Here is a 22,756-nt window from a genome sequence, read left to right on the forward strand (position 1 = left end):
AATGATGACCCCTTTACTGAATCACCCACAGCAGGTGCGCCCCACGGCTGCGCTGCCATTCGGATTTACCGCACTGTTAATGGCGGCACTTTTCACGCTGCCAGCGGTGAGCTACGCGGCAGATATCACACTGGAACAGGCGTTGGCCTCCGCTGAACGCTACTCGGCTGAGCTGTCAGCTAATCAGCATCAGGTCAATGCACTGGAGAATATGGCCAGTTCAGCCACGCAACTGCCCGATCCAAAATTGAAGTTTGGTATTGAAAACCTCCCCGTCGGCGGCAGTAATGCCCGCCGCTTCACCCGCGAGGGCATGACCATGCAGCGGGTCGGTATCATGCAGGACTATATCAGTAGTGATAAGCGACAAAGAAAGGCTGATACCCTGAGTGCTGAAGCGCGCAAAACGGCAGCAGGCAGTGAAACTATCCGCACCAGGCTGCAAAAAGAGACGGCTCAGGCGTGGCTTGATCTCGCCCTGACCGAACAGGCGGTGGGCGCAGCGCAAGTGCTGGTAAAAGAAAGCGAAAAACAGGTCGCATTGCAACGGGCCGGTGTTGCCAGTGGTGGTGCATTACCCAGCAGTGTATTGGATGCGCGCCTGACGTTATCTGCCATGCAGGATAGATTGACCACCGCACAACGTGATGTTGCCTTGGCACAAACCCAATTGACGCAGTTGACCGGTGTAGAGGTCAAGCATATCAGCGGCCCGTTGCCTCCTTTCGCCCGCCTACCGGCGGATATCACCGTGTTGCGTGATGCCATCCAACAGCACCCTGAAGTATTGCTTGCCAGCCGTGAAGCTGACGTTGCCAAAGCCCGCTCCGCACAATCAGCCATTGCCGCCACACCGGACGTTGGGATCGAAGTCTATTACGCTAAACGAGCTGACGAGTATGACGATATGGCGGGCGTCATGATCACTGTTGATTTGCCACTATTCCGCTCACAACGTCAGGATAAAGACTATGCCGCCGATGTGTCGCGCTCAATGGAAGCCAACGACCAGCTTACATTACTCACCCGCGACCACCGGGCGCAACTCGATACTCTGCTGGCGCAATATCAGGCCACACAGCAATTATGGCAGCGTCAGACTGATGAAGTTATACCACTGCAAAAACAACGGGTTAAATTGGTTATGGCGCAGTATCAGGCCAATAAAAGCGATTTAAGCAGTGTGCTGGAAGCACGGCGCTCCCTGCTCGATAGCCAGCTCAATACCAGTAATGCCGCCAGAGAGTTAGCCCGTACCTGGGCTGCCATCCGTTATCTGACCCCGCAGGAGAGCATGCGATGAAAAAGCTATCTAGTTTGACGCTGGTGGCCGTCGCCGTGATCAGTGGCGTTGCCGGTTATCTGTTGGCTAAACCCACCTCAGAACACTCCACCACGGCAGCCATAGTGGTTGAAAAAACACCAGCAAAAAATAGCCGTAAGGTGCTGTATTGGTATGATCCTATGTCCCCCGGTCAGCGTTTCGACCAACCTGGCAAATCGCCATTTATGGATATGGAGTTGGTGCCGCGCTATGCCGATGAAGCCGTAGCGCAGGGCGGCGTTAGCATCAGCCCCCGCCAACAGCAGAATTTAGGCGTGCGCACTGCCGCGGTGGAAATGCGATCACTCAACTATCGTCTTGCCGGTTACGGCACAGTGGCAACCGATGAGCGCAGCGTGCAGGTTATCGCGGCGCGGGCTAACGGCATTATTGAACAATTGTATGTACGCGCCAATCAACAACCGGTCAGTAAAAATCAGCCATTGGCGCAATTATGGGTTCCCGATTGGAGTGCCGCGCAACAAGAGTATCTGGCAATCCGCACCTTGGGTGATAGCCAATTAACGGCCGCCGCTCGCCAACGGCTACAACTGCAATTTATGCCAGAAGAGGTGATTCGCAGTGTCGAAAAAAGCGGCCAGCCGCAAACGCGGGTCACATTACGATCTCCGTCTGAGGGTTATGTGAGTAAGTTGGATATTCGGGCCGGTTCACAAGTGACTGCGACACAATCACTGTTTGAGTTAGCCAGCCTTGATCCGGTATGGATAGTGGTGGACTATCCGCAATCACAAGCCAGTTTAGTCACTATCGGCAGTACGATTGCCGCCACGACCGCCAGTTGGCCGGGTGAAACCTTCCACGGCACCGTCAGCGAGCTATTACCTAATATGGATCTCGCTACCCGCACCTTAAAAGCGCGCATCGTCCTGGAAAACCCGCAACAAAAGCTGAAACCGGGCATGTACCTGAATGTACAATCCGCGCCAGCAGATAATCTAAAACCGGTATTGGCTATTCCACAAGAAGCCTTGCTGATGTCAGGCAATAGTAACCGGGTGCTGCTGGCTGAAGCTAATGGCTACTTTAAGCCGGTGGATGTCAGTACCGGGCAAACTCAGGACGGCTGGACAGAGATAAAATCCGGGCTAAACGCCGGTCAGTTGGTGGTGACCTCAGGCCAATTCCTGATTGATTCAGAAGCCAGTCTGCAAAGCGCTCTGCCACAAATGGAGGATACCCCCGCCTTAACTGAGAATACCACGCCAACAGCGAATAACACTGCCGTAGCACCTGTTGATATCTACTCGGTGCAAGGAACAGTCACCGCTATCAACGGCTCAACAATCACCTTATCCCATGGCCCGATCGCGGCGTTGAAATGGGGAGCGATGACGATGGACTTCCAACTACCGGCAGAGCCGTTATCACCGGAAATCGTTGCTGGTAGTCAGGTTAATTTCACTTTCACTCTCAATGAACAAGGGGCACAAATCCGCCAAATCCAGCCGGTAACAAGCAATAGCAGCACCGATACCCACAGGAGCCACCTATGATTGCCGCCATTATCCGCTGGTCACTGCGCAATCGGCTGTTGGTACTGCTTGGCGCGGTGATGATGGCCGCGTGGGGAATTTGGTCACTGCAACAAACCCCGCTGGATGCGCTGCCAGACTTGTCAGACACCCAAGTGATCATCCGTGTCAGTTATCCTGGTAAAGCACCACAAGTGGTCGAGGATCAGGTGACTTATCCACTGACAACCACCATGTTATCAGTACCTGGTGCTAAAACCGTACGCGGTTTCTCGATGTTCGGCGACGCCTATGTCTATGTGCTGTTTGATGATGGCACTGATCCTTATTGGGCACGTTCACGGGTGCTGGAGTATCTCAGTCAGGTGCAGGCTACCTTGCCGGCTGAAGCCAAAGCCTCGTTGGGACCGGATGCCACGGGGGTGGGTTGGATCTATGAATATGCCTTAATCGACAGAACCGGCAAACACAGTCTGGCCGATCTGCGTGCCTTGCAGGATTGGACACTAAAATTTGAGTTGAAAACAGTACCCAATGTCTCTGAAGTGGCCAGTGTCGGGGGCATGGTGCGCCAATATCAAGTCGTTCTCGACCCGGAACGGATGCGGGCGCTGAATCTATCCCATCAACAAATTGCCAGCGCCATTACTGATAGTAATCAGGAAGGCGGTGGTTCGGTGCTAGAAATGGGGGCGGCAGAATATATGGTGCGCGCCAGCGGTTACCTGAAAACGCTGGATGATTTCAGGAATATCGTGATCACTGCTCGTGCAGGTATTCCCATTTTACTGTCCGATGTCGCTACCGTGCGGATGGGGCCAGAAATGCGCCGTGGCGTGGCGGAACTTAATGGTGAAGGGGAAGTTGCCGGTGGCATCATTGTGATGCGCTATGGCAAAAATGCACTGGAAACCATTAACGGCGTGAAGGAGAAGCTGCAACAGATTCAGCGCAGCTTACCGGCTGGGGTAGAAATCGTACCGGTATATGATCGTTCACACCTGATTACTCAGGCCATCGACAGCTTATCATTCAAATTGCTGGAAGAGTTTTTAGTGGTGGCGGTGATCTGTTCACTGTTTTTGTTCCACTTCCGCTCAGCATTGGTGGCTATCATCACCCTGCCCCTGGGGATTCTCGGGGCGTTTATCGTCATGCACTATCAGGGGGTCAATGCCAATATTATGTCGCTGGGTGGGATAGCCATCGCCATCGGGGCTATGGTGGATGCCGCGATCGTGATGATCGAAAATATGCACAAAGTGTTGGAGCAATGGCGGCGAGATAACCCGGGGAAAACACCGGTCAGTCAGGATTACTGGCGCATTTCAGAGCAGGCGGCCATTGAAGTCGGTCCGGCGCTGTTTTGCAGTTTACTGATCATCACCTTATCGTTTATTCCGGTATTTACATTACAGGCGCAAGAGGGGCGGATGTTCTCTCCGCTGGCTTTTACCAAAACCTATGCCATGGCTGTTTCGGCGGGGTTAGCCATTACGTTAGTACCGGTATTAATGGGCTATTTTATTCGCGGCAAAATCCCTGATGAGAATGCCAACCCCATTAACCGTGGGCTAATCGCCCTTTATCATCCGGTGTTAACCGCCGTACTGGCGCGACCAAAAACTACATTGGCTATCGCGGGTATATTACTGCTGGCAACCCTGTATCCATTAAGCCGTCTGGGGAGCGAGTTTATGCCCGCGTTGGATGAAGGTGATTTACTGTATATGCCTTCTACACTGCCGGGGATTTCGGTACGCGAAGCCAGCCATTTACTGCAACAAACCGATCGTTTGATAAAAACCATACCGGAAGTAGCGACAGTATTTGGTAAAGCCGGGAGAGCAGAGACGGCAACAGATCCGGCCCCTCTGACCATGATCGAAACCACCATTCGTTTTAAACCCAAGGATCAATGGCGGCCTGGCATGACCATGGACAAATTGATCGAAGAACTGGACGCCACCGTTAAGGTTCCCGGTATTGCCAATCTGTGGGTGCCACCGATCCGCAATCGGCTGGATATGCTCTCTACCGGTATCAAAAGTCCGGTTGGGATCAAAGTGAATGGCAAAAATGTGCACCAAATTGAGCAGGTGGCACAGCAAATCGAACAAGTGGTGCGCAACGTGCCAGGTGTGACCTCAGCCCTTTCGGAACGACTGGCAGGTGGCCGCTATGTGGATATTAACATTGACCGTCAACGGGCCGCTCGCTATGGCGTTTCAGTAAAAGAACTGCAATCACTGGTGGCAACCGTGATTGGCGGGCAAAACATCGGTGAAACCATTGAAGGGCGTGAACGTTATCCAATCAACCTGCGCTACCCACGGGAAATACGTGATTCACTGCAAAAATTGCGTGATTTGCCGGTAGTGACTGCCGGTGGCGGGCAAGTCGCACTGGCGGAACTGGCCGGTATCAAGGTGACAGAAGGCCCACCGATGCTGAAAAGTGAAAATGCGCGCTTATCTGACTGGGTCTATGTTGATCTGCGCGGGCGAGATTTGAAATCAGCCGTTACTGAAATGCAGCAAGCGGTGGCACAACAAGTGGAACTGCCGGAAGGCGTCTCCCTTAGCTGGTCTGGGCAGTTTGAATACCTGGAACGGGCAACAGCAAAACTGAAAATTGTGTTACCGGTTACCCTGATGATCATTTTTGTCTTGTTGTATGTCACGTTCAGCAGTGTCCGCGATGCCGCATTAATCATGGCGACGCTTCCCTTCGCACTGATTGGCGGGGTGTGGCTGCTGTATGGCTTGGGGTATAACTTTTCCGTTGCCGCCGCGGTGGGCTTTATCGCCCTGGCCGGTGTGGCCGCTGAATTTGGTGTAATAATGGTGCTGTATCTCAATCAGGCGGTGAAAAAACATCAGCAACCCGGCATTGCTATGACGGCCAGCCAGATGAGTGCAGCTATTCATGAAGGCGCGGTGCTGCGGGTGCGACCAAAAGCCATGACTGTCGCCACTATTATGGCCGGCTTGCTTCCCATTATGTGGGGCGGCGGGGCAGGGTCAGAGGTCATGCAACGTATTGCCGCACCGATGATTGGCGGGATGGTGAGTGCACCACTGCTTTCGATGCTGGTTATTCCTGCGGTGTATATGTTGCTGCATAAAAAAGATAGTCAACAGCAATAAAACTCTCATCGCCCTTACTCTTGCCAGATAAGATTGAGGGCATTCTCACACTTTCTTATAACCTCTCAAATCAGCGAGTGCGACGGAAGGTTAAGTTAATTCGATAAGCGCCGGTCGTAGCGGAAAAACCGGCTTTCAATGGCAGTACACCGTGATAGTTCAAACGGGAAGGCCCACCCCAGACCACAACATCCCCTTCCGTTAATAAGACTCTCTGGCATTTAGCCTCACGCGTCAGCCCACCAAATTGAAATACCGCAGCTAGCCCCAGCGATACCGAGACTATTGGCTGACGCAGATCCAGCTCATCTTTATCCTGATGTAATGATAATTTAGCCCCTGCCTCGTAGCGATTTATCAGGCAGGCATCTGGCTCAAATTGAGAGAAACCCGCTTGTTGCGCGGCATCAACAGCTAATGTCATAAAACTTGCCGGAATGGCAGGCCAGCTTTTCTCAGTCAAAGGATCAACCGGGCTATAGCGATAACCTTGCCTATCACTCACCCAACCAACCTGACCACAATTACTCATGGCAACCGACATCCGGTAACCGCCGGGGGTGATGAGATGGCGAAAAGGCGCGGCAGTGGTGATAGCAATAACATCAGCAAATAATAATGCGGCCTGCTGCCGTGCATAATGATGTAAAACAACCGCACCGGGCGCTAACGTTTCAATCCAGGGATCATGAGGCAACTGATCAAATAAATCCATGGTCATAAAGGTACCTACTGTAGTTATCACTGTTTAGCGATTAAGACTTTAACAGTTTACTCTTCACCCCACACACTATCACTTGCGATCAATTCATATCGGTTAGCCCAGTTGTTATCGCCCTGCCAGAGAAATTTATCCTGCTAAATCATCGTCTATTAACTTTCGCCACCAATAAAAACAAATATTATATTTAATAGAGTAAAATTATAAAAATGAAAGACTAAAAGCAAAAACAGAAGAATAATAGCAAACTAAATTTATTTAACTCTTTAAATAAAAGGAAAAGAGAAATTCAGGTAAGAATATGTAATGAAACATAATAAACAACACCACAACAAAATAAATTAACTGCTTGTTAAGAATAATTATCAAATGCAAAAATACACACAAATAGCCTTTAAAGAAGATTGAGAATTAGAATAGAGACAAAGCATGGCACTCTTAATAATCTTAAATTACTGAAAGAACACATAACGTCTTATATAGGATAGGTAACCATCAGTATGGAGACAAATGAGATTATGTTTAAATTAGAAGGAACGGTGCTATTTTCCCCTACGCAACGTTGCTTAAATGGTCCTGACGGTTCGGTGGTAATATTAACTGAAAATAACCTTAGATTTTTACAACTGCTACTTAGTGGTGTAACAGAAAAAGAGCAGATTATTAATCAGGTATGGAAAGAACAGCGCGGAGCTGTAAGTGAAAGTAGCTACTATGGGCAGCTCTATATGTTGCGAAAAGCATTTCTTCAGGTCGGGCTGAAAGAATCACTTATACATACCATCCCACGTAAAGGTGTCCGCTATACCGGTTCTGTTAGTCAGATTGTCATCAATGATGAAGCTGAACAACAAATGCACGCAGACCCCCTTATCACTGCTGCATCTAATAAGGAGCAGCTTGCGCCAGTAACCCAACCATTCAAGCCAGGGGCTAGCGTAATATCACCTATCGCGACACAACAAAGTTTTTTACACAGTTACCGTTGGAAGAAACTTATTTCTCTGTTGGCCTTTTTCTCTTTCTGCTGGCTCTCATTTCTCTCAACGCTAATTATTATTATCTTATTTAGTGGGGATAAACCGCACTTCTGATAGTGATAATAAGATGAGGGTGATTTAAAAAGATTAAATGATGGTAATAAAAAGGCCAGCAAGCGAAAAAAAACGTTAAATAGGTGTCACTACCAGCAAGGCTGATTATATCAAGTCGGATAGTAGCTAAATAAAGAGCAGTGACTCTTTACATTTAAAACTTAAAAATGGGGAATACTCCCCTACCATTTAACAGGAAAACGAACATGATGGATTTAATCAATAAAGGTTGTGTTGCTACTCGACTTAAAACCCGAGGATTTCTGAAAGATACCCGTGGTTCTATTATTGAGTACGTTATGGTGATTGCATTAGCGGGCGTATTTATTACGTTAGCAAGGCCAACCCTAATCGAGTTAGTAAATGGGGCCGTTGCTAGTGCTAGAACAGCAGTATCAGCGCCAGGGGGCTAATAGGGGTAACAGCGTCGCACCGTCATTCTAATATTTATCAGGATTTTCACATGGCAACTTATCGTTGCCATGTTTTTGTTTTAGGAAAAATGATGGATATAATAAAATCATCCTTAATACTACTGCTAGCATTACAGCTACTGTTCGTTTGTTATAGCGATATATGTAATCGAATTATCAGTAATAAATTTATCATTTCTATTATATTCAGTTCCATAGCATTGGGGTATACAACAAACAGCACGGTTAACATCACCATTCCACTTTTTTCCTTACTAATGGGCTATATAATATTTCATTTTAAACTTATCGGTGGTGGCGATGTAAAACTCATTACTGCATTGCTGCTGGCACTCACCGCAGAACAATCACTAGATTTCATTATCTATACCGCCATTATGGGCGGTGTGGTAATGATAATAGGTTTATTGATTAACAAACACGATATTCAACAACGAGGGGTTCCCTATGCTGCTGCAATTACCTCGGGTTTTACATTGTCGCTATTCACCTAAAATATCAAGCCACATTAACTTAATAATGACACAAGGTTATTTTAATGAATCGTAAGTTTCTTTTATTATTTTCAATTTTGATTGTCGCCATCGGGGCTGCCGGCATTATGATCAATACCAAGCCTGATGTGCATACACCCTATAATTTCGTCGATTTAAATAAAGAAAAAGAAGTTGAGATTGTCCTGGCACAGTCAACACATGATCTCTCTTCAGGTACCCTACTCACTCAAAACGATTATGCACTAAAAGCCATCATGGTACCTGAATCAAGTGAATTAATAAAAAGCAACATATCAGGAAAAACAGATATCAACAGTCATTTATTGAAAGTAAACCTTGTAGCGGGTTCTTATATTACACCCGTAGTTTTGGCTTCACCCGATAGTAATGAATTCAATTACCTTAATTTAAAGAAAGGTGAAATTATTTATAAATTCACTATTAGTCAGAAAAATGGGTATTTGTTAGATACATTGCAAGTAGGTGATTCCCTCTCATTTCAATTAAGAGTGCTTGAGACAGATAAAAATAAAGGCATGAGTAGTGGCACAGTCATTAACACGAAAGAATTGAGTGATAAAAAAAGTCAAACCTTTTCGTTGAATGAAATCATACCCGCCATGAGAATAATAAGAATAAAAAAGAATTCGACAGACGAATTACCAGAAAAAAACAACAAAAATCAAAAGACCGGAGAAGTCGTAACTGGTTATATATCCGTCATAATTAAAAGAGAGGAACTTGACATCATTCATATCGCAGAAAAGTCGGGAGATATCGTTCTGGCGCCGAGTATAGTTACTGGCAATAATCAATCAACAAATATATATGACATCATACCTAAACTACGCATAACAAGAGAGCTAAGAGGATGAGAACACCCAGGCCAGAATATATCAGTTGGAATAAACTGTTTTTACTCTTCGCCATTGCAACCTGCCAAATAGTTGTCAATCATGCATATGCCAAGCCTGTTTATTTATCATCAGGCGAGTCATATATAATAAAAACAGATGAGGCGATTGATACTGTTTTTGTCTCTGCCGCTGCTATTGCTGATTATGAACTGATTGGTAAAAATAGCATTATTGTTTATGCAAAAAAAGAAGGAATAGCAGAGTTTATCTTATTTAATAAAGATAATAATCCAATGATAAAAACTGCCGTCATGGTAAATGACATCATTACTTCAGCATATCAGAGAATAAAAATTGAATATCCTGATAGCAACATAGAAATCAATAAAATTGGTAATGGCTATCTGCTGACGGGTAAGGCAGAGTCAGAAGAGGCGAAAGACACTATTGCAGCTATTGTCGGTGAAGCAATAAACAAGAAAAGAGAGAAAAATCGCGAAGACCAACATTTTAATAACCCTAATTACTTAGGGATAATTAATAAGATTAAACTCCCTGAATCTAACCAAGTAAATGTGAAATTAACCATTGCAGAGGTGACTAAAGACTTTAGTGAGAATATAGGGGTAGATTGGAGCAGTATCAACGAAGCATCCGTTGGCTCCTTTCAATTTTTAAAGTTCAATGCCACCGGAATTAGTACATTAGTTCATGCCATTAATGATGACTCAATTGCACGTATTCTGGCCGAACCCAATCTATCGGTACTGTCCGGTGAAAGTGCCTCATTTTTAGTTGGTGGCGAAATACCACTTTTTAATACCACCCAAAGCAGCACCGTAATTAAATACAAAACTTATGGTATCAAGCTAAACATTGCGGCCAAGGTAAATGAGAAAAATCGTATCCGCATTAGTATGGAAGAAGAAGTCAGTAGTGTAGATAAAGTCTTTAGCGTCGAAGGGGGTAATGCTTATCCTTCATTACGCACACGTAAGGCAGCGACCACATTAGAACTTGGTGATGGCGAAAGCTTTATTCTAGGTGGATTGATCAGTAAATCAGAGCGGGAATCCCTTAAAAAGATCCCCTTCATAGGTGATATTCCTATTTTAGGGGCATTCTTTCGCAATGCACAAACGCAAAAAAATCAAACTGAACTGGTGGTCGTCGCCACCGTCAGCCTGGTGAAGCCGGTTGCCGGAAAGGATGTGGAATTACCTGATTTTATGCACACATCAACATTGGAACGCTTATTTAATTTCACTCATATAATGGAAATAAAAAGGAAAAAAGTGGCTAAGGAATTCCTACGAAAAGGAGGTTTCATAAAATGAAACTATGGATAGTTAGCAGTGTTATTTTTTTCTCTAGCGTTGTGCATGCCTCATTTATTATCGAGCCAAATGAGAATGACCAAGCCTGTTCATTAGCTAAAAGAGACTTGTTAGCAACAGATAAAAACCAGTCATTATCTACACCTGTTTTGCAAAGAGATAACGAGCGACGATGCAAATATCAACGCAATGATTATCGGATGTCCCGGGATAGCGAAGTAGGATGCGCAGTAAATAAAAATAGAATTCTTTCAAAATAACGCAATCAAAGTAATTTCCTTTAATGGTGACATATGCAATTAATTCTTAACAAAGATGCAATAAACAAAAAAAATAATAAGATAAAAAACACCATTGCTATTATTTCCAGCAGGGAATGGCTGCGCGAAGAAACCGCGGAGAAAGTCAGGCTTGCCGATATTAATGATATTAAATCATTTGATGAGAGTATTTTTCTCGTGCCAAAAATAAATTTATCCGATAAAACCATTGGTGCTATTATTGACATCGGGAGTAATGATAATATTGAAAAAACATTAGATTTAATAAAAATTCTTATCCCGCGTGACTGTTGGTGTGTTTTAGTTGGCGATATTGATTCAATTGGTATCGCCCAACAATTCATTCAGCGTGGCATATTATACTTAAATATAAAGTCGCAGTTGTCTGAATTGACGCAACATTTACTCAAAGACATCCCTATCGAGTCTGAAAGGAAAGCCTTTTTTATCAGTATATTGGGCTGTAAGGGAGGCATCGGAACCACCCTGATCAGTTATCACTTAGCAACCGCGATCACACAGATAAAGCAATCACCAACTCTATTATTACAGGGCAATAATGGATCTCAGGATCTTGATCTTGTTACAGAAAAAAAGATGGTTACAGAAATAACCGAATATCAAAATAATTTATCTCTTATGTTTGGTAAAGGGCAAGATATAGCTGAAATTGATGGACACAGAGATATAAAGCACAATTTTATTGTATTTGATCAACCGATTCATAACGTACCGAAAGAAAAACTCACTGATTATATAGAACACGCTAATTGCATTATCGTATTGCTTGATAATAGTATGATGTCAGTCCGTGTCGCTAAAACGTTTATTGATATTTATGAAAAATTTAAACGAGACAACAGGCAAGCAACCCGACTATTAGTCTGTTTAAATGAAAGCAGACCAATAACAAGAGATATGCTGGATACTTCAGATATCCCGTCATTACTTGGGCGTAAGATAGATATACGAATCCCTTTCATACATAAAACAACGGAATCATTAAGTGATAAAAATTACTTTGGCCGAAAGAAAACCATAATAACCGAATTGGCTAAATACACATTAGGCATAACCATTGATTTATCAAACAAGAGAAAATCATGGTTAAGAAAGCTTCTAAAAGGTAAAAATTAAAAATGAACATATCATTAATCATCCAAGAAGAAATACGAGAAAAAATGCTGGCTAACATTGATATCGATAAAGTAGAACATCTGGTTGATGATTATGACAAACTTTTTGGTTTACTTTCACAAACCTACGATGATTTATTTAATGACAATGAATATAGATTAAATACTCAGCAGCAAAAAGATATTATTGCAACGATCGCCGATGAGATTACCGGTTTTGGCCCGTTAAGAGAACTGATGGAAGATGAGTCTATTAGCGATATTATGGTCAATGGCCCTGAAAAGATATTTGTTGAACGTTATGGGTTGCTAACCTTAACCAACCGCCGTTTTATTAATAACAGTCAACTGACTGATATTGCCAAACGCCTGATGCAAAGAGTCAATCGCCGTATTGATGAAGGTAGACCGTTAGCAGATGCACGCCTAATTGATGGTAGCCGAATCAATGTGGCAATCGGTCCAATCACATTGGATGGCACAGCACTTTCAATTCGAAAATTCAGTACCAACAAACGAAAACTAGAAGATCTGGTTAATATGGGTGCTATGAGCAGTGATATGGCTAATTTCTTGATAATTGCAGCCAGTTGCCGGGTCAATATTATTATCTCTGGTGGCACAGGTTCAGGAAAAACAACACTGCTCAACGCATTATCAAAATATATTTCTGAAAACGAAAGAGTTATCACCTTAGAAGATGCTGCCGAGTTAAATCTTGAACAGCCCCATGTGGTACGGATGGAGACACGACTCGCCGGGCTAGAGAATACTGGGCAAATCACGATGCGGGACTTAGTAATAAACTCACTGCGTATGCGCCCCGACAGGATCATTATCGGGGAGTGCCGTGGTGAGGAAACATTTGAAATGCTTCAGGCAATGAATACCGGCCATAATGGCTCTATGTCCACCTTACATGCTAATTCTCCCCGCGATGCTATTGCCCGACTCGAAAGCATGATCATGATGGGTCCAGTTAATATGCCCATATTTACTATTCGCCGAAATATTGCCTCCGCCATCAATCTTATTGTGCAAGTTTCACGCATGAATGATGGTTCACGAAAGGTACGCCATATTAGTGAAATTATGGGAATGGAGGGGGACAATGTCGTATTACAAAACATATTCTCATTTGAACCGTCCAAAGAGCGTGACGAACAGGGAAAAATCCAAGGAGAATTTATTAATCATGGTTTATTCAGCCGATCTGCTGTGAGGGTGAATGCTGATATATACAGCTTATCAAATGAACTAAGTAGTATTTTTTCCACGGTGAAATAATGATTTACAACATAATACTTTTATCTGGGATTCTATTACTTTTACTCATTAACTTAAAATGGATAAAAATAAAGAAGACCATAATTAAAAACCCAAAAAAAACCACTACCAATGATTTTTTCCTTACGTCATTACTAAAAAAAACAGCCAATGAATGGGTGAACTATTTATTAAGCATTGATATAAACAAAAATAAAATGCATATAGCCATACCTATCGGTTATGCAATATGCATTTACATTATAAATAAAACATGGGTTGGGATAAATACTCTGGTGGTATTGACATTTATTTTGTTCAGTATCATATTTTTTCAAATACACTTTTCGCGTAAAAATAATCACACGCTATTTAAAAGAGATTTCCCAGAGGTTTTGTTGATGATTAATATGGCTGCCAGTAGCGGTGCCAGCATTAACCAAGTATTAGAACGTTGTGGGAAAGAGGTAGGTGGGCCATTAGGGAATGAATTAAGCCTTATTTGCCGCCGATTGAATGTAGGTGAGTCTCCTGAAACTGTTTTTTATGATGCCTATCAACGCTTTCGTTACCCCGAGTTTTACTTTCTTATCACCATCATTTTGCTTAACTTGCAACAAGGTGGGCAATTAAGAGAACTGACCAGTCGTTTGTCCCAAGTGATCACAAAAAGCAAAACATCCGAACAGAAGAAAGCCGTTATGACGGCACAAACACGGATGTCAGTAAATATTCTCTCTATCATACCTTTTGTATTCTCTCTTTTTCTTTACTTTATGGATCCAACGATTATTGAGTCAATGTGGAACCATCCTACTGGTAGGATTATTTTTTATTATATTATCTCCAGCGAGATAATTGGGATAGCACTGATAAGGTCAATGCTTAGGAAAGCACTATGAATATAATTTTTATTGCCATGGTACTATTTGGTTTTATCTCATTACTCATTAGCAAGAAAAAATACAATAAGAAAGAAATATATAATAAAATTAACAATGACCATATTTTATCCTCTAAACGTGAAATAAAAAAGTCAAAAAATAAAAAAGAAATAGCGCTATCTTCTTTTATAAAATTACCTTATATACTTCATAAGGTGACTTATTTAAAGATATTGATTATTTCGCTATTTCTGATAGTGATGATTATATTGGTAAAAACTAGTTTCATAGCGACTAGTAGCATGAGTTTCCTTATGATTTGTTTGCTTATGCTGATAACAACTATATATCTACCAAAAGTTATTACCAGAAATATTGTGAATAAAAAAATAAAAAAAATGTTAAATTCGCTACCCTTTTTTATCGATATTACCGCTGCCTGTGTCCAATCAGGAATGACTATAGATAGCGCACTAAGCTATACGGCTAAAAGATTCAAATTAATAAATATCGATTTAAGTTTAATCGTAGAAAAAATAACTAAGCGCGCAGAAATTAATGGGCTAGAGAGTGCGATTAAAGAATTTCAACAACTATCAACCGAAACAGAAATAAAAATGTTTTGCAGTGCATTACAATATAGCATCAGTTTCGGCTCAACCGTTTATGAACAACTAATAAAACTCTCTCAAGATATGAGAGAAATGCAATTGTTAATCACAGAAGAAAAAAACAGTAAGCTATCAACAAAACTGACTTTCCCTATGTTTCTTTTTATTCTTATTCCTTTTGTTGTGTTAGTTATATCACCTAGCGTTTTGGAGTTACTCAAATATGTACAAACAATGTAAAAAAACTATTACCGTTTCACTTTTAATTTTTATGATAAGTGGTTGCTCCACGAATAGTGGCATAAGTAATAAAGAGTTTCTATATCGTGAGAGTATCTTGCTAAAGGCAAATAATCATGCCGGATTGGTCACTTTATACCGAACCAGATTAAAACAAAAAGAAGATGATGCGATAAGATTAAAACTGGCTAACGCCTACTATCTTACCGGCGACACAAAGTCATCTTTATATTATTTACAACCGATGATTAACAAACCGAGTGAGCCTGTATATATTTTGCAAGCCAAAAACTTGATTAACAATAATGACTCGACAAATGCTATAACAGTTATAAATAAATTATTAACTATTTCTCCTAATAATGCAGAAGCTCACAACTTACACGGCATTGTATTGGCTAATAGTGGTGAAGTGCATAAAGCAGAAGTGGCTATTGAAAAGTCGCGAGCCTTATTTATTTCTGATGGGACGGCAATGAATAATCTTGCTGTAGTAGCAATGCTTGATAACCGTTATAGCGATGCAGTGAGAATATTATTACCTGATTATTTGTCGGGTAAAAAAAACTCGTTAAGGTTACATAACCTGGTCTTTTCACTGATTCAACTCGGTGATACAACCTATGCAAAAAAAATCATTATTGCTGAAAAAATGGCTAAAGACCCGGATGAGTTAATACTCGCCCTAAGTCAAGTTCAGAGCCTTCAGCAAGAGAGATTAAGTGATAAAGGTGCGTAAATGAGTAAAATAAGAGAGCAATTCTCCCGTTCGAATGAGGGGTCGGTCACTATTGATTTTACGGTAGTCTTTGTTCTATTTTTATTGACGTTACTCTCTTGTGCAGAGATAGGCCGTTTGCTCTATATCTCTGCCAGTTTAGATCTGGCGGTTTCAGAAGCGGTAAAATCGACTAAGAATAGAGAGGGCAGTAATAGTGCCATATTGAGGCAAAGTTTAAATGCTCAGAATGGTATTTTAGGTGTTGTCATAACAAATAATAATGCGATTAATACTACTGTAGAATTTAGCAATAGTATATCTGACCTCAGTAGTCAGATATATTCAGGCTCAGAAACGTCGCCACTGGCCAAATACACAGTAACTTACATCTATCAACCTCTTTTTTTTCCTATCCCCTCACGCTGGGCTAATATCCAACTATCTCGCGAGGTGATTTTTGTACAAGAAAATAAATAACATAGACTTTATTGGAAATAATAATGGTTCAGCTATTATTGAGTTTTCATTTGTCATTTTCATAATAATGCTATTAATAAAACTATTTATTTCAGTGACTGAATATCAATCAACCGTAGGTAAACTAGACCGGATATCATATTCGCTTGCCGGAATAATTCGGGAAAGGAACAGGTTATATTCTGATGATGAAATACTAACTCAAAATAATGTTAATGATTTAACAACTCTGGCGAGCAATATGCTATTAACTTCGGGTATATTCAGTGATAATTTCGCGATAACAGTTGAAACATTACATTTTAATCCCGCTGAATCGGCAGCACCTGGTAATAAGATTATTAATGATACTAAGAGTGAAGAGTTTATCGTCGGTACTTGTCACCCCATTAGGTCATTGCGTGAAATGGCCGATTTATCACCTTACAGTAATCGTGGCCGATGGGTGCCACTGTACCAGGTAACCTTATGTTTACCTGCCCCCACAGGGTATCAAGCGTTGTTTAGCCAGATAGAACCCATCCCTATATTAAGGTCATCAGCGGTAACTATCGAGCGTTAATCCTAGCGAGGATGAACTTATTTATAAAAAAGGCTATTTATGATAAAAAATAGATTTACTCACATTAAAGTACGACTATTGGTGCCATTGATAAAGAATGAGCAAGGGGCTATCTTATTTCCCTTTATTATATTTTTGCCCTTGGTTATTGGGCTAATATTTTTTTCTTTTGAGCTCACTCATTTTTTACAGAAAAAAGCCAAACTCTCAGATGCAATGGAGCAAGCAACATTAGCACTGACAGTAGAAAATAACCATAGTACTCCGAGTTTAACTCAAATAGCGCAGAATGAAGCCATAGTGAGTTCTTATGCTCATGCTTATCTGCCAGCAGAAATATTTTCAACACCGACTATAGATATAATCAATAATAATGGCAGAATTGAGTATGCGGCTGAGATCAACATGAGCTACTTGGCTAGATTTTTAACTAACAATCCAGTAACCAATTTTAGTGCGATGATAAATGCAACAGATAGAGGAGCAGCAAGAAAAAATATAATCAGTGCACCGATAGAGAATATAGATGTAGTATTTGTCGCAGATTACTCTGGTTCAATGGATGATCATTTTAATCATAATGAATCCGAGCCAAAAAAAATAGATGCGTTGAGAGACATATTTAACCGCCTCAATAATAACATATTAAAAAATGAGAATATACATACCATAGGGTTTATACCATTTTCATGGGGGACTAAACAACGTATTGGGAACGGTGCACAAACGAAGGAGTATTGCCATTTACCTTTTGTGCCAAAGCAACATAGCCCAAATGGTGATTACCTTCGTAAATATACATTATCTGGGTTAAAAAAATTCCCTGGATTGGAGGGATTAGAAAATATTGACCATATCGCATATGGGAAAGTAACCAGCGAGATATATAATGACACTAAAAATAAAATTGATGAATTAAATATTGAGGATGCAGAGTCTGCTTATACATTCCTTTCCCGCTCACAAAAGATCCTCCAACAATTATATCAACTTGAAATAATAGGAGAGAGTATTGATTACGTTGCAACGATAAACTCAATACCACGCGACAGCGCAGTGATACCACCGAAAGCAATTAACTTTCCAGTTGATGACATATTCAATAGCTACGTTTGTTTAAATCGAGCAAACTCCTATTCATTAAATGAACATGATAGTAATGAGATTATCGATGATATGATTAATATGTCCCCTTTAGGCGGTACACTAATAAGTTCAGGGATATTATCTGCTAATAATTTATTTAATGAAATCAGCTCTAACACCAATAAAAAGCTGATGATAATTCTTTCTGATGGTAATGATAGCTTTGAAAGTGCACATAAAGAAAATAAAGGTTTTTATGTCACACAAAGCCTTATCAAAAAAGGTATGTGCAAAAAAATAAAAGAGAATGGGATCACCATGGTTTTCATCGCTATTGGATATAAACCTTTATATAACACCCGTTCGCCAAGATATATCGATTGGAAAGAGTGCGTAGGTGAGGAGAATTACTACGAAGCACAAAATACTCATGAACTGGAAGGCGACCTTCTACAAGCGTTGGGGGCGGTAGATACCAGTGAAGTGGGCCGTAATACGCCGAAAGATTAATGTCAGGCGCGGCAACCGTAACCGCGCCTGTGTTACAGGCTATTTTGCCATGCCCGCTTCCATACCGACTAAGCCAACCTTGAGATAACCTGATTTGCGTAGCGCATCCATCACGCTCATCAGAGTTTCATAATCCACCACTTTATCCGCCTGGAAGAAGATAGTGGTTTCTTTATTGGATTGCGTCATTTTATCCAACGCCGCGGCCAGAGTGTCGCGGTCAACCTGCTGGTCACCGACATAAAGCTGATTATCGGCTTTAACTGTCAGGAATACCGGTTTTTCCGGCCGCGGCTGTGGTACCGCTGAAGACGCTGGTAAATCCACTTTAATATCGACTGTTGCCAATGGTGCTGCCACCATAAAGATTATCAGCAGTACCAACATTACATCGATAAAGGGTGTCACGTTGATTTCGTGTAATTCACCGCTTTCATCAAGATTGTCATTCATACGCATGGCCATAAATCACCCCGCACGCAATTGGTGAGGATGCTTAGATGACTTTGCCTCAGCGCTGCTCGCCAGATCAAGATCGCGGCTTAATAGCAGCAATACTTGGGCGGCAACGTCACCCACCTGTGCACGGTAACTACCAATTAAGCGAGCAAATATATTGTAGATAACTACCGCAGGGATTGCTGCGACCAGACCTAACGCCGTTGCCAGCAAGGCTTCTGCGATACCCGGTGCAACAACAGCCAGATTGGTGGTTTGCGAATGAGCAATACCAATAAAGCTGTTCATAATGCCCCACACGGTGCCAAACAACCCGACAAACGGTGAGATTGCACCGATAGTAGCCAGGAATCCATTGCCTTTACCCATTTGGCGACCAATGGCTGCTACACGGCGTTCCAACCGGAAAGCCGTACGCTCTTTAATGCCATTGTTATCATTGGATTCTGTCGACAATAGGCGCTCGTTTTGCGCTTCTCGTAGCAGTAAGGCACTAATGCTATCGGTGCTAAAAGCCTCCGCCCGCTCAGACGCGGTATCCATATCAGTCACAGCCCCGATAACTTCATGTTCTTGCTGCAAACGGCGGCGAGCACGGAATAATTCAGTACCTTTGGAGAACAAAATAGTCCAGGTTACGATTGAGGCTAACACCAGACCAATCATCACCCCTTTAACGACGACGTCTGCATGCTGATACATGCCCCAGACAGATAAGTCCATTGCCAACCCTTGTGGCACAGGTGCCGCCAGAGGCTGGACCATAGGTGCTGGGTTTGCAGGTGCAACAGCTTGTGCATTTGCAGCGACCGGTGTGATTTCCGGTGTAGGTAGTGGGGTTGACGTTGCAGTTGTTGGTGTAGCAACAGATGCAGCGACTGCACTGCTGTTGCCTGGCGCGGCCTGTGCATGACCTGCCAAACCGGCCACCAGCAATAATGCCATTACGCCTGCTATCATCCGGCCTTGCACGAATGATTTATCTTTAATCTCTTTGCCAGCTATTTTCACGCTGTGCCTCCACCCAATATGCATATCAATTTAAGGACGAAATCAGGTGCCGATCATATCAAACAAATCGGGAATTGATAGTAATTATCATTAGTATTTGAGACGATTTTTTAAGAATGAAAGAGAATTATTCTGATTGAAACAATTATGTAAATTAATAGAAATGATAGCGACCTTAATTATTCCATGCCGATAACATTAGATATAAAGATAAGAAGTGATTGATTGAACTAAAGAACTCTCACCAAGACTCCTTAATAAATCCCTTGTTTTGCCACTTACACAGAATTTCTCCATTACAAACCGTCAGAAAACAGCGCGTCACTCTCTTTAGTTTTTTTCATGGTGAAAGCTGCCCCCACATAACAATCATCATGCTAACGTAAGGAATATATCTCTAAAATGAATGCTGGCTCTGGAACTACAGCATATCCTATATAAAGGTGACGACACGATCATGTCTGCAAACAAAGAAACGACAGAAAAACTGGAAACAGCCTTAGTCAGTGCGGGCAGAAGTAAACGATTTACTCAAGGCTCAGTGAATACGGTGATCCAGCGAGCTTCATCGCTGGTTTTCGACTCGGTAAAAGCGAAGAAGCATGCCACTATCAATCGGGGAAAAGGCGAATTATTCTATGGCCGCCGAGGCACCCTGACTCACTTCTCGCTGCAAGAGGCGATGACAGAGCTGGAAGGTGGCGCAGGTTGCGTCCTTTATCCTTGCGGTGCCGCGGCTATCAGCAACGCAATTTTGTCATTTGTCGCAACGGGTGACCATGTGCTAATGACCGGTTCTGCTTATGAGCCGGCCCAAAGTTTTTGCGATAAAATTTTATCACGCATGAATATCACCACGACCTATTTTGATCCGATGATAGGTGCCGGGATCGACTCATTAATTACCCCAAAAACCAAAGTGGTATTCCTTGAGTCACCCGGCTCCATCACCATGGAAGTACAAGATATTCCGGCAATGGTACAAGCCATCCGGGCCGTTTCACCAGACATCATTATTATGATGGATAACACCTGGGCTGCGGGTGTGCTGTTTAAAGCACTGGATTTTGGTATTGATATCTCTATCCAATCAGGAACTAAATACATCATTGGTCATTCTGATGCGATGCTGGGGATTGCCGTTGCCAACGCGCGTTGTTGGGAGCAACTGCGGGAAGACTCTTATCTGATGGGGCAAATGGTTGATGCTGACACAGCTTATCTTGCTAGCCGTGGATTGCGCACACTGGGCGTGCGTTTAAAACAACACGAGAAAAGCAGTATTGAAATTGCTAACTGGCTGGCTCAGCGCCCGGAAGTTGCCACTGTCTATCACCCTGCCCTGCCAAGCTGCAAAGGCCATGAATTCTATAAACGAGACTTCACTGGCTGTAATGGCTTGTTCTCTTTTGAATTAAAAGAAGAGTTAAGTCAGCAACAGTTAGAGGCTTATCTCGACCATTTCACCCACTTCAGTATGGCCTTTTCATGGGGCGGTTTTGAATCCTTGATTCTGGGTTATCAACCGGAGAATATCCGTGCCATTCGTCAGTATGAAGGGGACGGGATAAAAGGCACACTGTTTCGTCTGCATATTGGTCTGGAGAATGTACAAGATTTGCAGGACGATTTGGCCGCAGGATTTGAGCGCATCAAAACAGTGCAGTAAGGGTTTCTGAACGATTGATTTGTTAATGCGCGGTAACAATATCCGCGCATTAATCCTCTCTTACACAAATAGTCTCATCGACACGTATATATCCCTCAAAAATTCGATTATTGAGGATAAGATCAATGTGGATCCGCGCCATTACGGATACACTAGACCAGTCCTTACAACAATATCCTCACACGCTAGGCAAACAGGAACAGAAATGGATGTATTACGCGAAATCCTTCATGCCTTATGGCAGCAGGATTTTAGTAAACTTGCCGATCCGAATGTGATTTGGGTCATTTACGGCATTCTCTTTACCACCCTATTTTTAGAAAACGGTTTGCTACCGGCTTCTTTCCTCCCCGGTGATAGTTTGTTGCTATTGGCGGGTGCATTAATTGCCAAGGGAGTCATGGGGTTCTTACCGACCATGATAATTTTAACCACTGCTGCCAGCTTGGGTTGTTGGCTCAGTTACCTGCAAGGGCTGTGGTTAGGCGATACTAAAATAGTTAAAAGGTGGCTGTTACAGCTACCGGTTCATTATCGGCAACGCGCCCATACTCTGTTTGTACGCCATGGTTTGGCGGCCCTGATAATTGGCCGTTTTCTCGCTTTTGTACGGACTTTACTGCCAACGCTGGCGGGTATTTCTGGCCTGAACAGTGCACGTTTTCAGTTCTTTAATTGGTTAAGCGGGCTGCTATGGGTGGGGAGTGTCGTTGGGTTAGGTTTCGCGCTAAGTCATATCCCATTCGTTAAGCACTATGAAAACCAGGTGATGACAGCACTGATGATTTTACCAATAGTGTTGTTGCTGATTGGTTTGGTCGGCACACTGGTGTTGGTGTGGTGTAAACGTAAAAGTGTCACTGAGTAACCCTGTGTTTGCCTCGTGACTCAAGCAGTTAAACGGCGCTCACTGCGCCGTTTTTTATTGCCATTA

Annotated in this window: 22 protein-coding genes; 19 read left to right on the plus strand and 3 right to left on the minus strand. The window is 42.8% G+C overall.

Features of this window, described 5'->3' with window-relative positions; all coding sequences use genetic code 11:
- The first annotated feature begins 4 nt into the window (after positions 1 to 4).
- From Q2T72_RS18750 to Q2T72_RS18760, 3 genes are read left to right on the plus strand one after another with little or no spacing between them, the layout of a single operon-like run.
- A complete protein-coding gene (locus Q2T72_RS18750; RefSeq protein WP_372569918.1) occupies positions 5 to 1,303 on the plus strand; it encodes a TolC family protein in 1,299 nt (432 codons plus the stop codon).
- Complete coding sequence (locus Q2T72_RS18755; RefSeq protein ID WP_372569661.1) at positions 1,300 to 2,841, plus strand: efflux RND transporter periplasmic adaptor subunit; 1,542 nt, start codon at positions 1,300 to 1,302, stop codon at positions 2,839 to 2,841. Before Q2T72_RS18750 ends, Q2T72_RS18755 begins: the two co-directional genes overlap by 4 nt.
- Positions 2,838 to 5,969, plus strand: a complete 3,132-nt coding sequence (locus tag Q2T72_RS18760; RefSeq protein WP_372569662.1) for an efflux RND transporter permease subunit — start codon at positions 2,838 to 2,840, stop codon at positions 5,967 to 5,969. The genes Q2T72_RS18755 and Q2T72_RS18760 overlap by 4 nt, the downstream gene beginning before the upstream one ends.
- A gap of 70 nt (positions 5,970 to 6,039) precedes the next feature.
- Here the strand turns inward: Q2T72_RS18760 and alkB are convergent, their stop codons facing one another.
- Positions 6,040 to 6,690 carry a DNA oxidative demethylase AlkB gene (alkB, locus tag Q2T72_RS18765; protein WP_372569663.1) on the minus strand — a complete coding sequence of 217 codons (651 nt, stop codon included), beginning with the start codon at positions 6,688 to 6,690 and terminating at the stop codon, positions 6,040 to 6,042.
- 500 nt (positions 6,691 to 7,190) lie between these two features.
- Here alkB and Q2T72_RS18770 point away from each other — a divergent pair, with 500 nt between their 5' ends.
- The 14 genes from Q2T72_RS18770 to Q2T72_RS18835 all read left to right on the plus strand — a co-directional run bounded on the left by Q2T72_RS18770 (position 7,191) and on the right by Q2T72_RS18835 (position 18,683).
- Positions 7,191 to 7,784, plus strand: a complete 594-nt coding sequence (locus Q2T72_RS18770) for a transcriptional regulator (protein ID WP_372569664.1) — start codon at positions 7,191 to 7,193, stop codon at positions 7,782 to 7,784.
- A 206-nt stretch (positions 7,785 to 7,990) separates the two neighbouring features.
- Positions 7,991 to 8,197 carry a pilus assembly protein gene (locus tag Q2T72_RS18775; RefSeq protein ID WP_372569665.1) on the plus strand — a complete coding sequence of 69 codons (207 nt, stop codon included), beginning with the start codon at positions 7,991 to 7,993 and terminating at the stop codon, positions 8,195 to 8,197.
- A 92-nt stretch (positions 8,198 to 8,289) separates the two neighbouring features.
- Positions 8,290 to 8,712: a prepilin peptidase gene (locus tag Q2T72_RS18780; RefSeq protein WP_083164057.1), complete on the plus strand. Its 423-nt coding sequence runs from the start codon at positions 8,290 to 8,292 to the stop codon at positions 8,710 to 8,712.
- Between the two features lie 44 nt (positions 8,713 to 8,756).
- Positions 8,757 to 9,590, plus strand: a complete 834-nt coding sequence (locus tag Q2T72_RS18785) for a tight adherance operon protein (RefSeq protein ID WP_372569666.1) — start codon at positions 8,757 to 8,759, stop codon at positions 9,588 to 9,590.
- Positions 9,587 to 10,909 (plus strand): type II and III secretion system protein family protein, encoded by a 1,323-nt coding sequence (locus tag Q2T72_RS18790; RefSeq protein ID WP_372569667.1) that lies wholly within the window; start codon positions 9,587 to 9,589, stop codon positions 10,907 to 10,909. The genes Q2T72_RS18785 and Q2T72_RS18790 overlap by 4 nt, the downstream gene beginning before the upstream one ends.
- Positions 10,906 to 11,169: a hypothetical protein gene (locus Q2T72_RS18795; protein WP_083162429.1), complete on the plus strand. Its 264-nt coding sequence runs from the start codon at positions 10,906 to 10,908 to the stop codon at positions 11,167 to 11,169. The genes Q2T72_RS18790 and Q2T72_RS18795 overlap by 4 nt, the downstream gene beginning before the upstream one ends.
- A 33-nt stretch (positions 11,170 to 11,202) precedes the next feature.
- A complete protein-coding gene (locus Q2T72_RS18800) occupies positions 11,203 to 12,327 on the plus strand; it encodes a pilus assembly protein CpaE (RefSeq protein WP_372569668.1) in 1,125 nt (374 codons plus the stop codon).
- 2 nt (positions 12,328 to 12,329) lie between these two features.
- Positions 12,330 to 13,613: a CpaF family protein gene (locus Q2T72_RS18805; RefSeq protein WP_372569669.1), complete on the plus strand. Its 1,284-nt coding sequence runs from the start codon at positions 12,330 to 12,332 to the stop codon at positions 13,611 to 13,613.
- Entirely contained in the window at positions 13,613 to 14,494 is an 882-nt protein-coding gene (locus tag Q2T72_RS18810) for a type II secretion system F family protein (protein WP_083162423.1), read from the plus strand. The genes Q2T72_RS18805 and Q2T72_RS18810 overlap by 1 nt, the downstream gene beginning before the upstream one ends.
- The gene (locus Q2T72_RS18815) at positions 14,491 to 15,327 is read left to right on the plus strand and encodes a type II secretion system F family protein (protein WP_372569670.1); all 837 of its coding nucleotides are present in this window, start codon (positions 14,491 to 14,493) and stop codon (positions 15,325 to 15,327) included. Before Q2T72_RS18810 ends, Q2T72_RS18815 begins: the two co-directional genes overlap by 4 nt.
- Positions 15,311 to 16,066, plus strand: a complete 756-nt coding sequence (locus Q2T72_RS18820; RefSeq protein WP_193784771.1) for a tetratricopeptide repeat protein — start codon at positions 15,311 to 15,313, stop codon at positions 16,064 to 16,066. Before Q2T72_RS18815 ends, Q2T72_RS18820 begins: the two co-directional genes overlap by 17 nt.
- Positions 16,067 to 16,525, plus strand: coding sequence for a TadE/TadG family type IV pilus assembly protein (locus tag Q2T72_RS18825; RefSeq protein ID WP_372569671.1), 459 nt, complete (start codon positions 16,067 to 16,069; stop codon positions 16,523 to 16,525). It abuts the gene before it with no gap.
- The gene (gene tadF / locus Q2T72_RS18830; RefSeq protein WP_372569672.1) at positions 16,506 to 17,087 is read left to right on the plus strand and encodes a tight adherence pilus pseudopilin TadF; all 582 of its coding nucleotides are present in this window, start codon (positions 16,506 to 16,508) and stop codon (positions 17,085 to 17,087) included. The genes Q2T72_RS18825 and tadF overlap by 20 nt, the downstream gene beginning before the upstream one ends.
- A 39-nt stretch (positions 17,088 to 17,126) precedes the next feature.
- Positions 17,127 to 18,683 (plus strand): pilus assembly protein, encoded by a 1,557-nt coding sequence (locus Q2T72_RS18835; RefSeq protein ID WP_372569673.1) that lies wholly within the window; start codon positions 17,127 to 17,129, stop codon positions 18,681 to 18,683.
- A gap of 39 nt (positions 18,684 to 18,722) precedes the next feature.
- On the opposite strand, the gene exbD is transcribed toward Q2T72_RS18835, so the two are convergent.
- Positions 18,723 to 19,148 (minus strand): TonB system transport protein ExbD, encoded by a 426-nt coding sequence (gene exbD / locus Q2T72_RS18840; RefSeq protein ID WP_083162417.1) that lies wholly within the window; start codon positions 19,146 to 19,148, stop codon positions 18,723 to 18,725.
- A 3-nt stretch (positions 19,149 to 19,151) separates the two neighbouring features.
- Entirely contained in the window at positions 19,152 to 20,153 is a 1,002-nt protein-coding gene (gene exbB / locus Q2T72_RS18845; protein WP_083162415.1) for a tol-pal system-associated acyl-CoA thioesterase, read from the minus strand.
- Positions 20,154 to 20,610: 457 nt separating this feature from the next.
- Here exbB and metC point away from each other — a divergent pair, with 457 nt between their 5' ends.
- Together metC and Q2T72_RS18855 are read left to right on the plus strand one after the other, a co-directional pair.
- Positions 20,611 to 21,822: a cystathionine beta-lyase gene (gene metC, locus Q2T72_RS18850; protein WP_083164051.1), complete on the plus strand. Its 1,212-nt coding sequence runs from the start codon at positions 20,611 to 20,613 to the stop codon at positions 21,820 to 21,822.
- Between the two features lie 205 nt (positions 21,823 to 22,027).
- Positions 22,028 to 22,690, plus strand: a complete 663-nt coding sequence (locus tag Q2T72_RS18855; protein WP_083162413.1) for a DedA family protein — start codon at positions 22,028 to 22,030, stop codon at positions 22,688 to 22,690.
- The last annotated feature ends 66 nt before the right edge of the window (positions 22,691 to 22,756 follow it).

The sequence above is a fragment of the Yersinia sp. 2466 StPb PI genome (assembly GCF_041538325.1).
Lineage (GTDB): Bacteria > Pseudomonadota > Gammaproteobacteria > Enterobacterales > Enterobacteriaceae > Yersinia > Yersinia enterocolitica_E.

Coding starts and splice junctions, on each gene's coding strand:
- Q2T72_RS18750 (WP_372569918.1), top strand. CDS start 5: ATGACCCCTTTACTGAATCACCCACAGCAGGTGCGCCCCACGGCTGCG.
- Q2T72_RS18755 (WP_372569661.1), top strand. CDS start 1,300: ATGAAAAAGCTATCTAGTTTGACGCTGGTGGCCGTCGCCGTGATCAGT.
- Q2T72_RS18760 (WP_372569662.1), top strand. CDS start 2,838: ATGATTGCCGCCATTATCCGCTGGTCACTGCGCAATCGGCTGTTGGTA.
- alkB (WP_372569663.1), bottom strand. CDS start 6,690: ATGACCATGGATTTATTTGATCAGTTGCCTCATGATCCCTGGATTGAA.
- Q2T72_RS18770 (WP_372569664.1), top strand. CDS start 7,191: ATGGAGACAAATGAGATTATGTTTAAATTAGAAGGAACGGTGCTATTT.
- Q2T72_RS18775 (WP_372569665.1), top strand. CDS start 7,991: ATGATGGATTTAATCAATAAAGGTTGTGTTGCTACTCGACTTAAAACC.
- Q2T72_RS18780 (WP_083164057.1), top strand. CDS start 8,290: ATGGATATAATAAAATCATCCTTAATACTACTGCTAGCATTACAGCTA.
- Q2T72_RS18785 (WP_372569666.1), top strand. CDS start 8,757: ATGAATCGTAAGTTTCTTTTATTATTTTCAATTTTGATTGTCGCCATC.
- Q2T72_RS18790 (WP_372569667.1), top strand. CDS start 9,587: ATGAGAACACCCAGGCCAGAATATATCAGTTGGAATAAACTGTTTTTA.
- Q2T72_RS18795 (WP_083162429.1), top strand. CDS start 10,906: ATGAAACTATGGATAGTTAGCAGTGTTATTTTTTTCTCTAGCGTTGTG.
- Q2T72_RS18800 (WP_372569668.1), top strand. CDS start 11,203: ATGCAATTAATTCTTAACAAAGATGCAATAAACAAAAAAAATAATAAG.
- Q2T72_RS18805 (WP_372569669.1), top strand. CDS start 12,330: ATGAACATATCATTAATCATCCAAGAAGAAATACGAGAAAAAATGCTG.
- Q2T72_RS18810 (WP_083162423.1), top strand. CDS start 13,613: ATGATTTACAACATAATACTTTTATCTGGGATTCTATTACTTTTACTC.
- Q2T72_RS18815 (WP_372569670.1), top strand. CDS start 14,491: ATGAATATAATTTTTATTGCCATGGTACTATTTGGTTTTATCTCATTA.
- Q2T72_RS18820 (WP_193784771.1), top strand. CDS start 15,311: ATGTACAAACAATGTAAAAAAACTATTACCGTTTCACTTTTAATTTTT.
- Q2T72_RS18825 (WP_372569671.1), top strand. CDS start 16,067: ATGAGTAAAATAAGAGAGCAATTCTCCCGTTCGAATGAGGGGTCGGTC.
- Q2T72_RS18835 (WP_372569673.1), top strand. CDS start 17,127: ATGATAAAAAATAGATTTACTCACATTAAAGTACGACTATTGGTGCCA.
- exbD (WP_083162417.1), bottom strand. CDS start 19,148: ATGGCCATGCGTATGAATGACAATCTTGATGAAAGCGGTGAATTACAC.
- metC (WP_083164051.1), top strand. CDS start 20,611: ATGTCTGCAAACAAAGAAACGACAGAAAAACTGGAAACAGCCTTAGTC.
- Q2T72_RS18855 (WP_083162413.1), top strand. CDS start 22,028: ATGGATGTATTACGCGAAATCCTTCATGCCTTATGGCAGCAGGATTTT.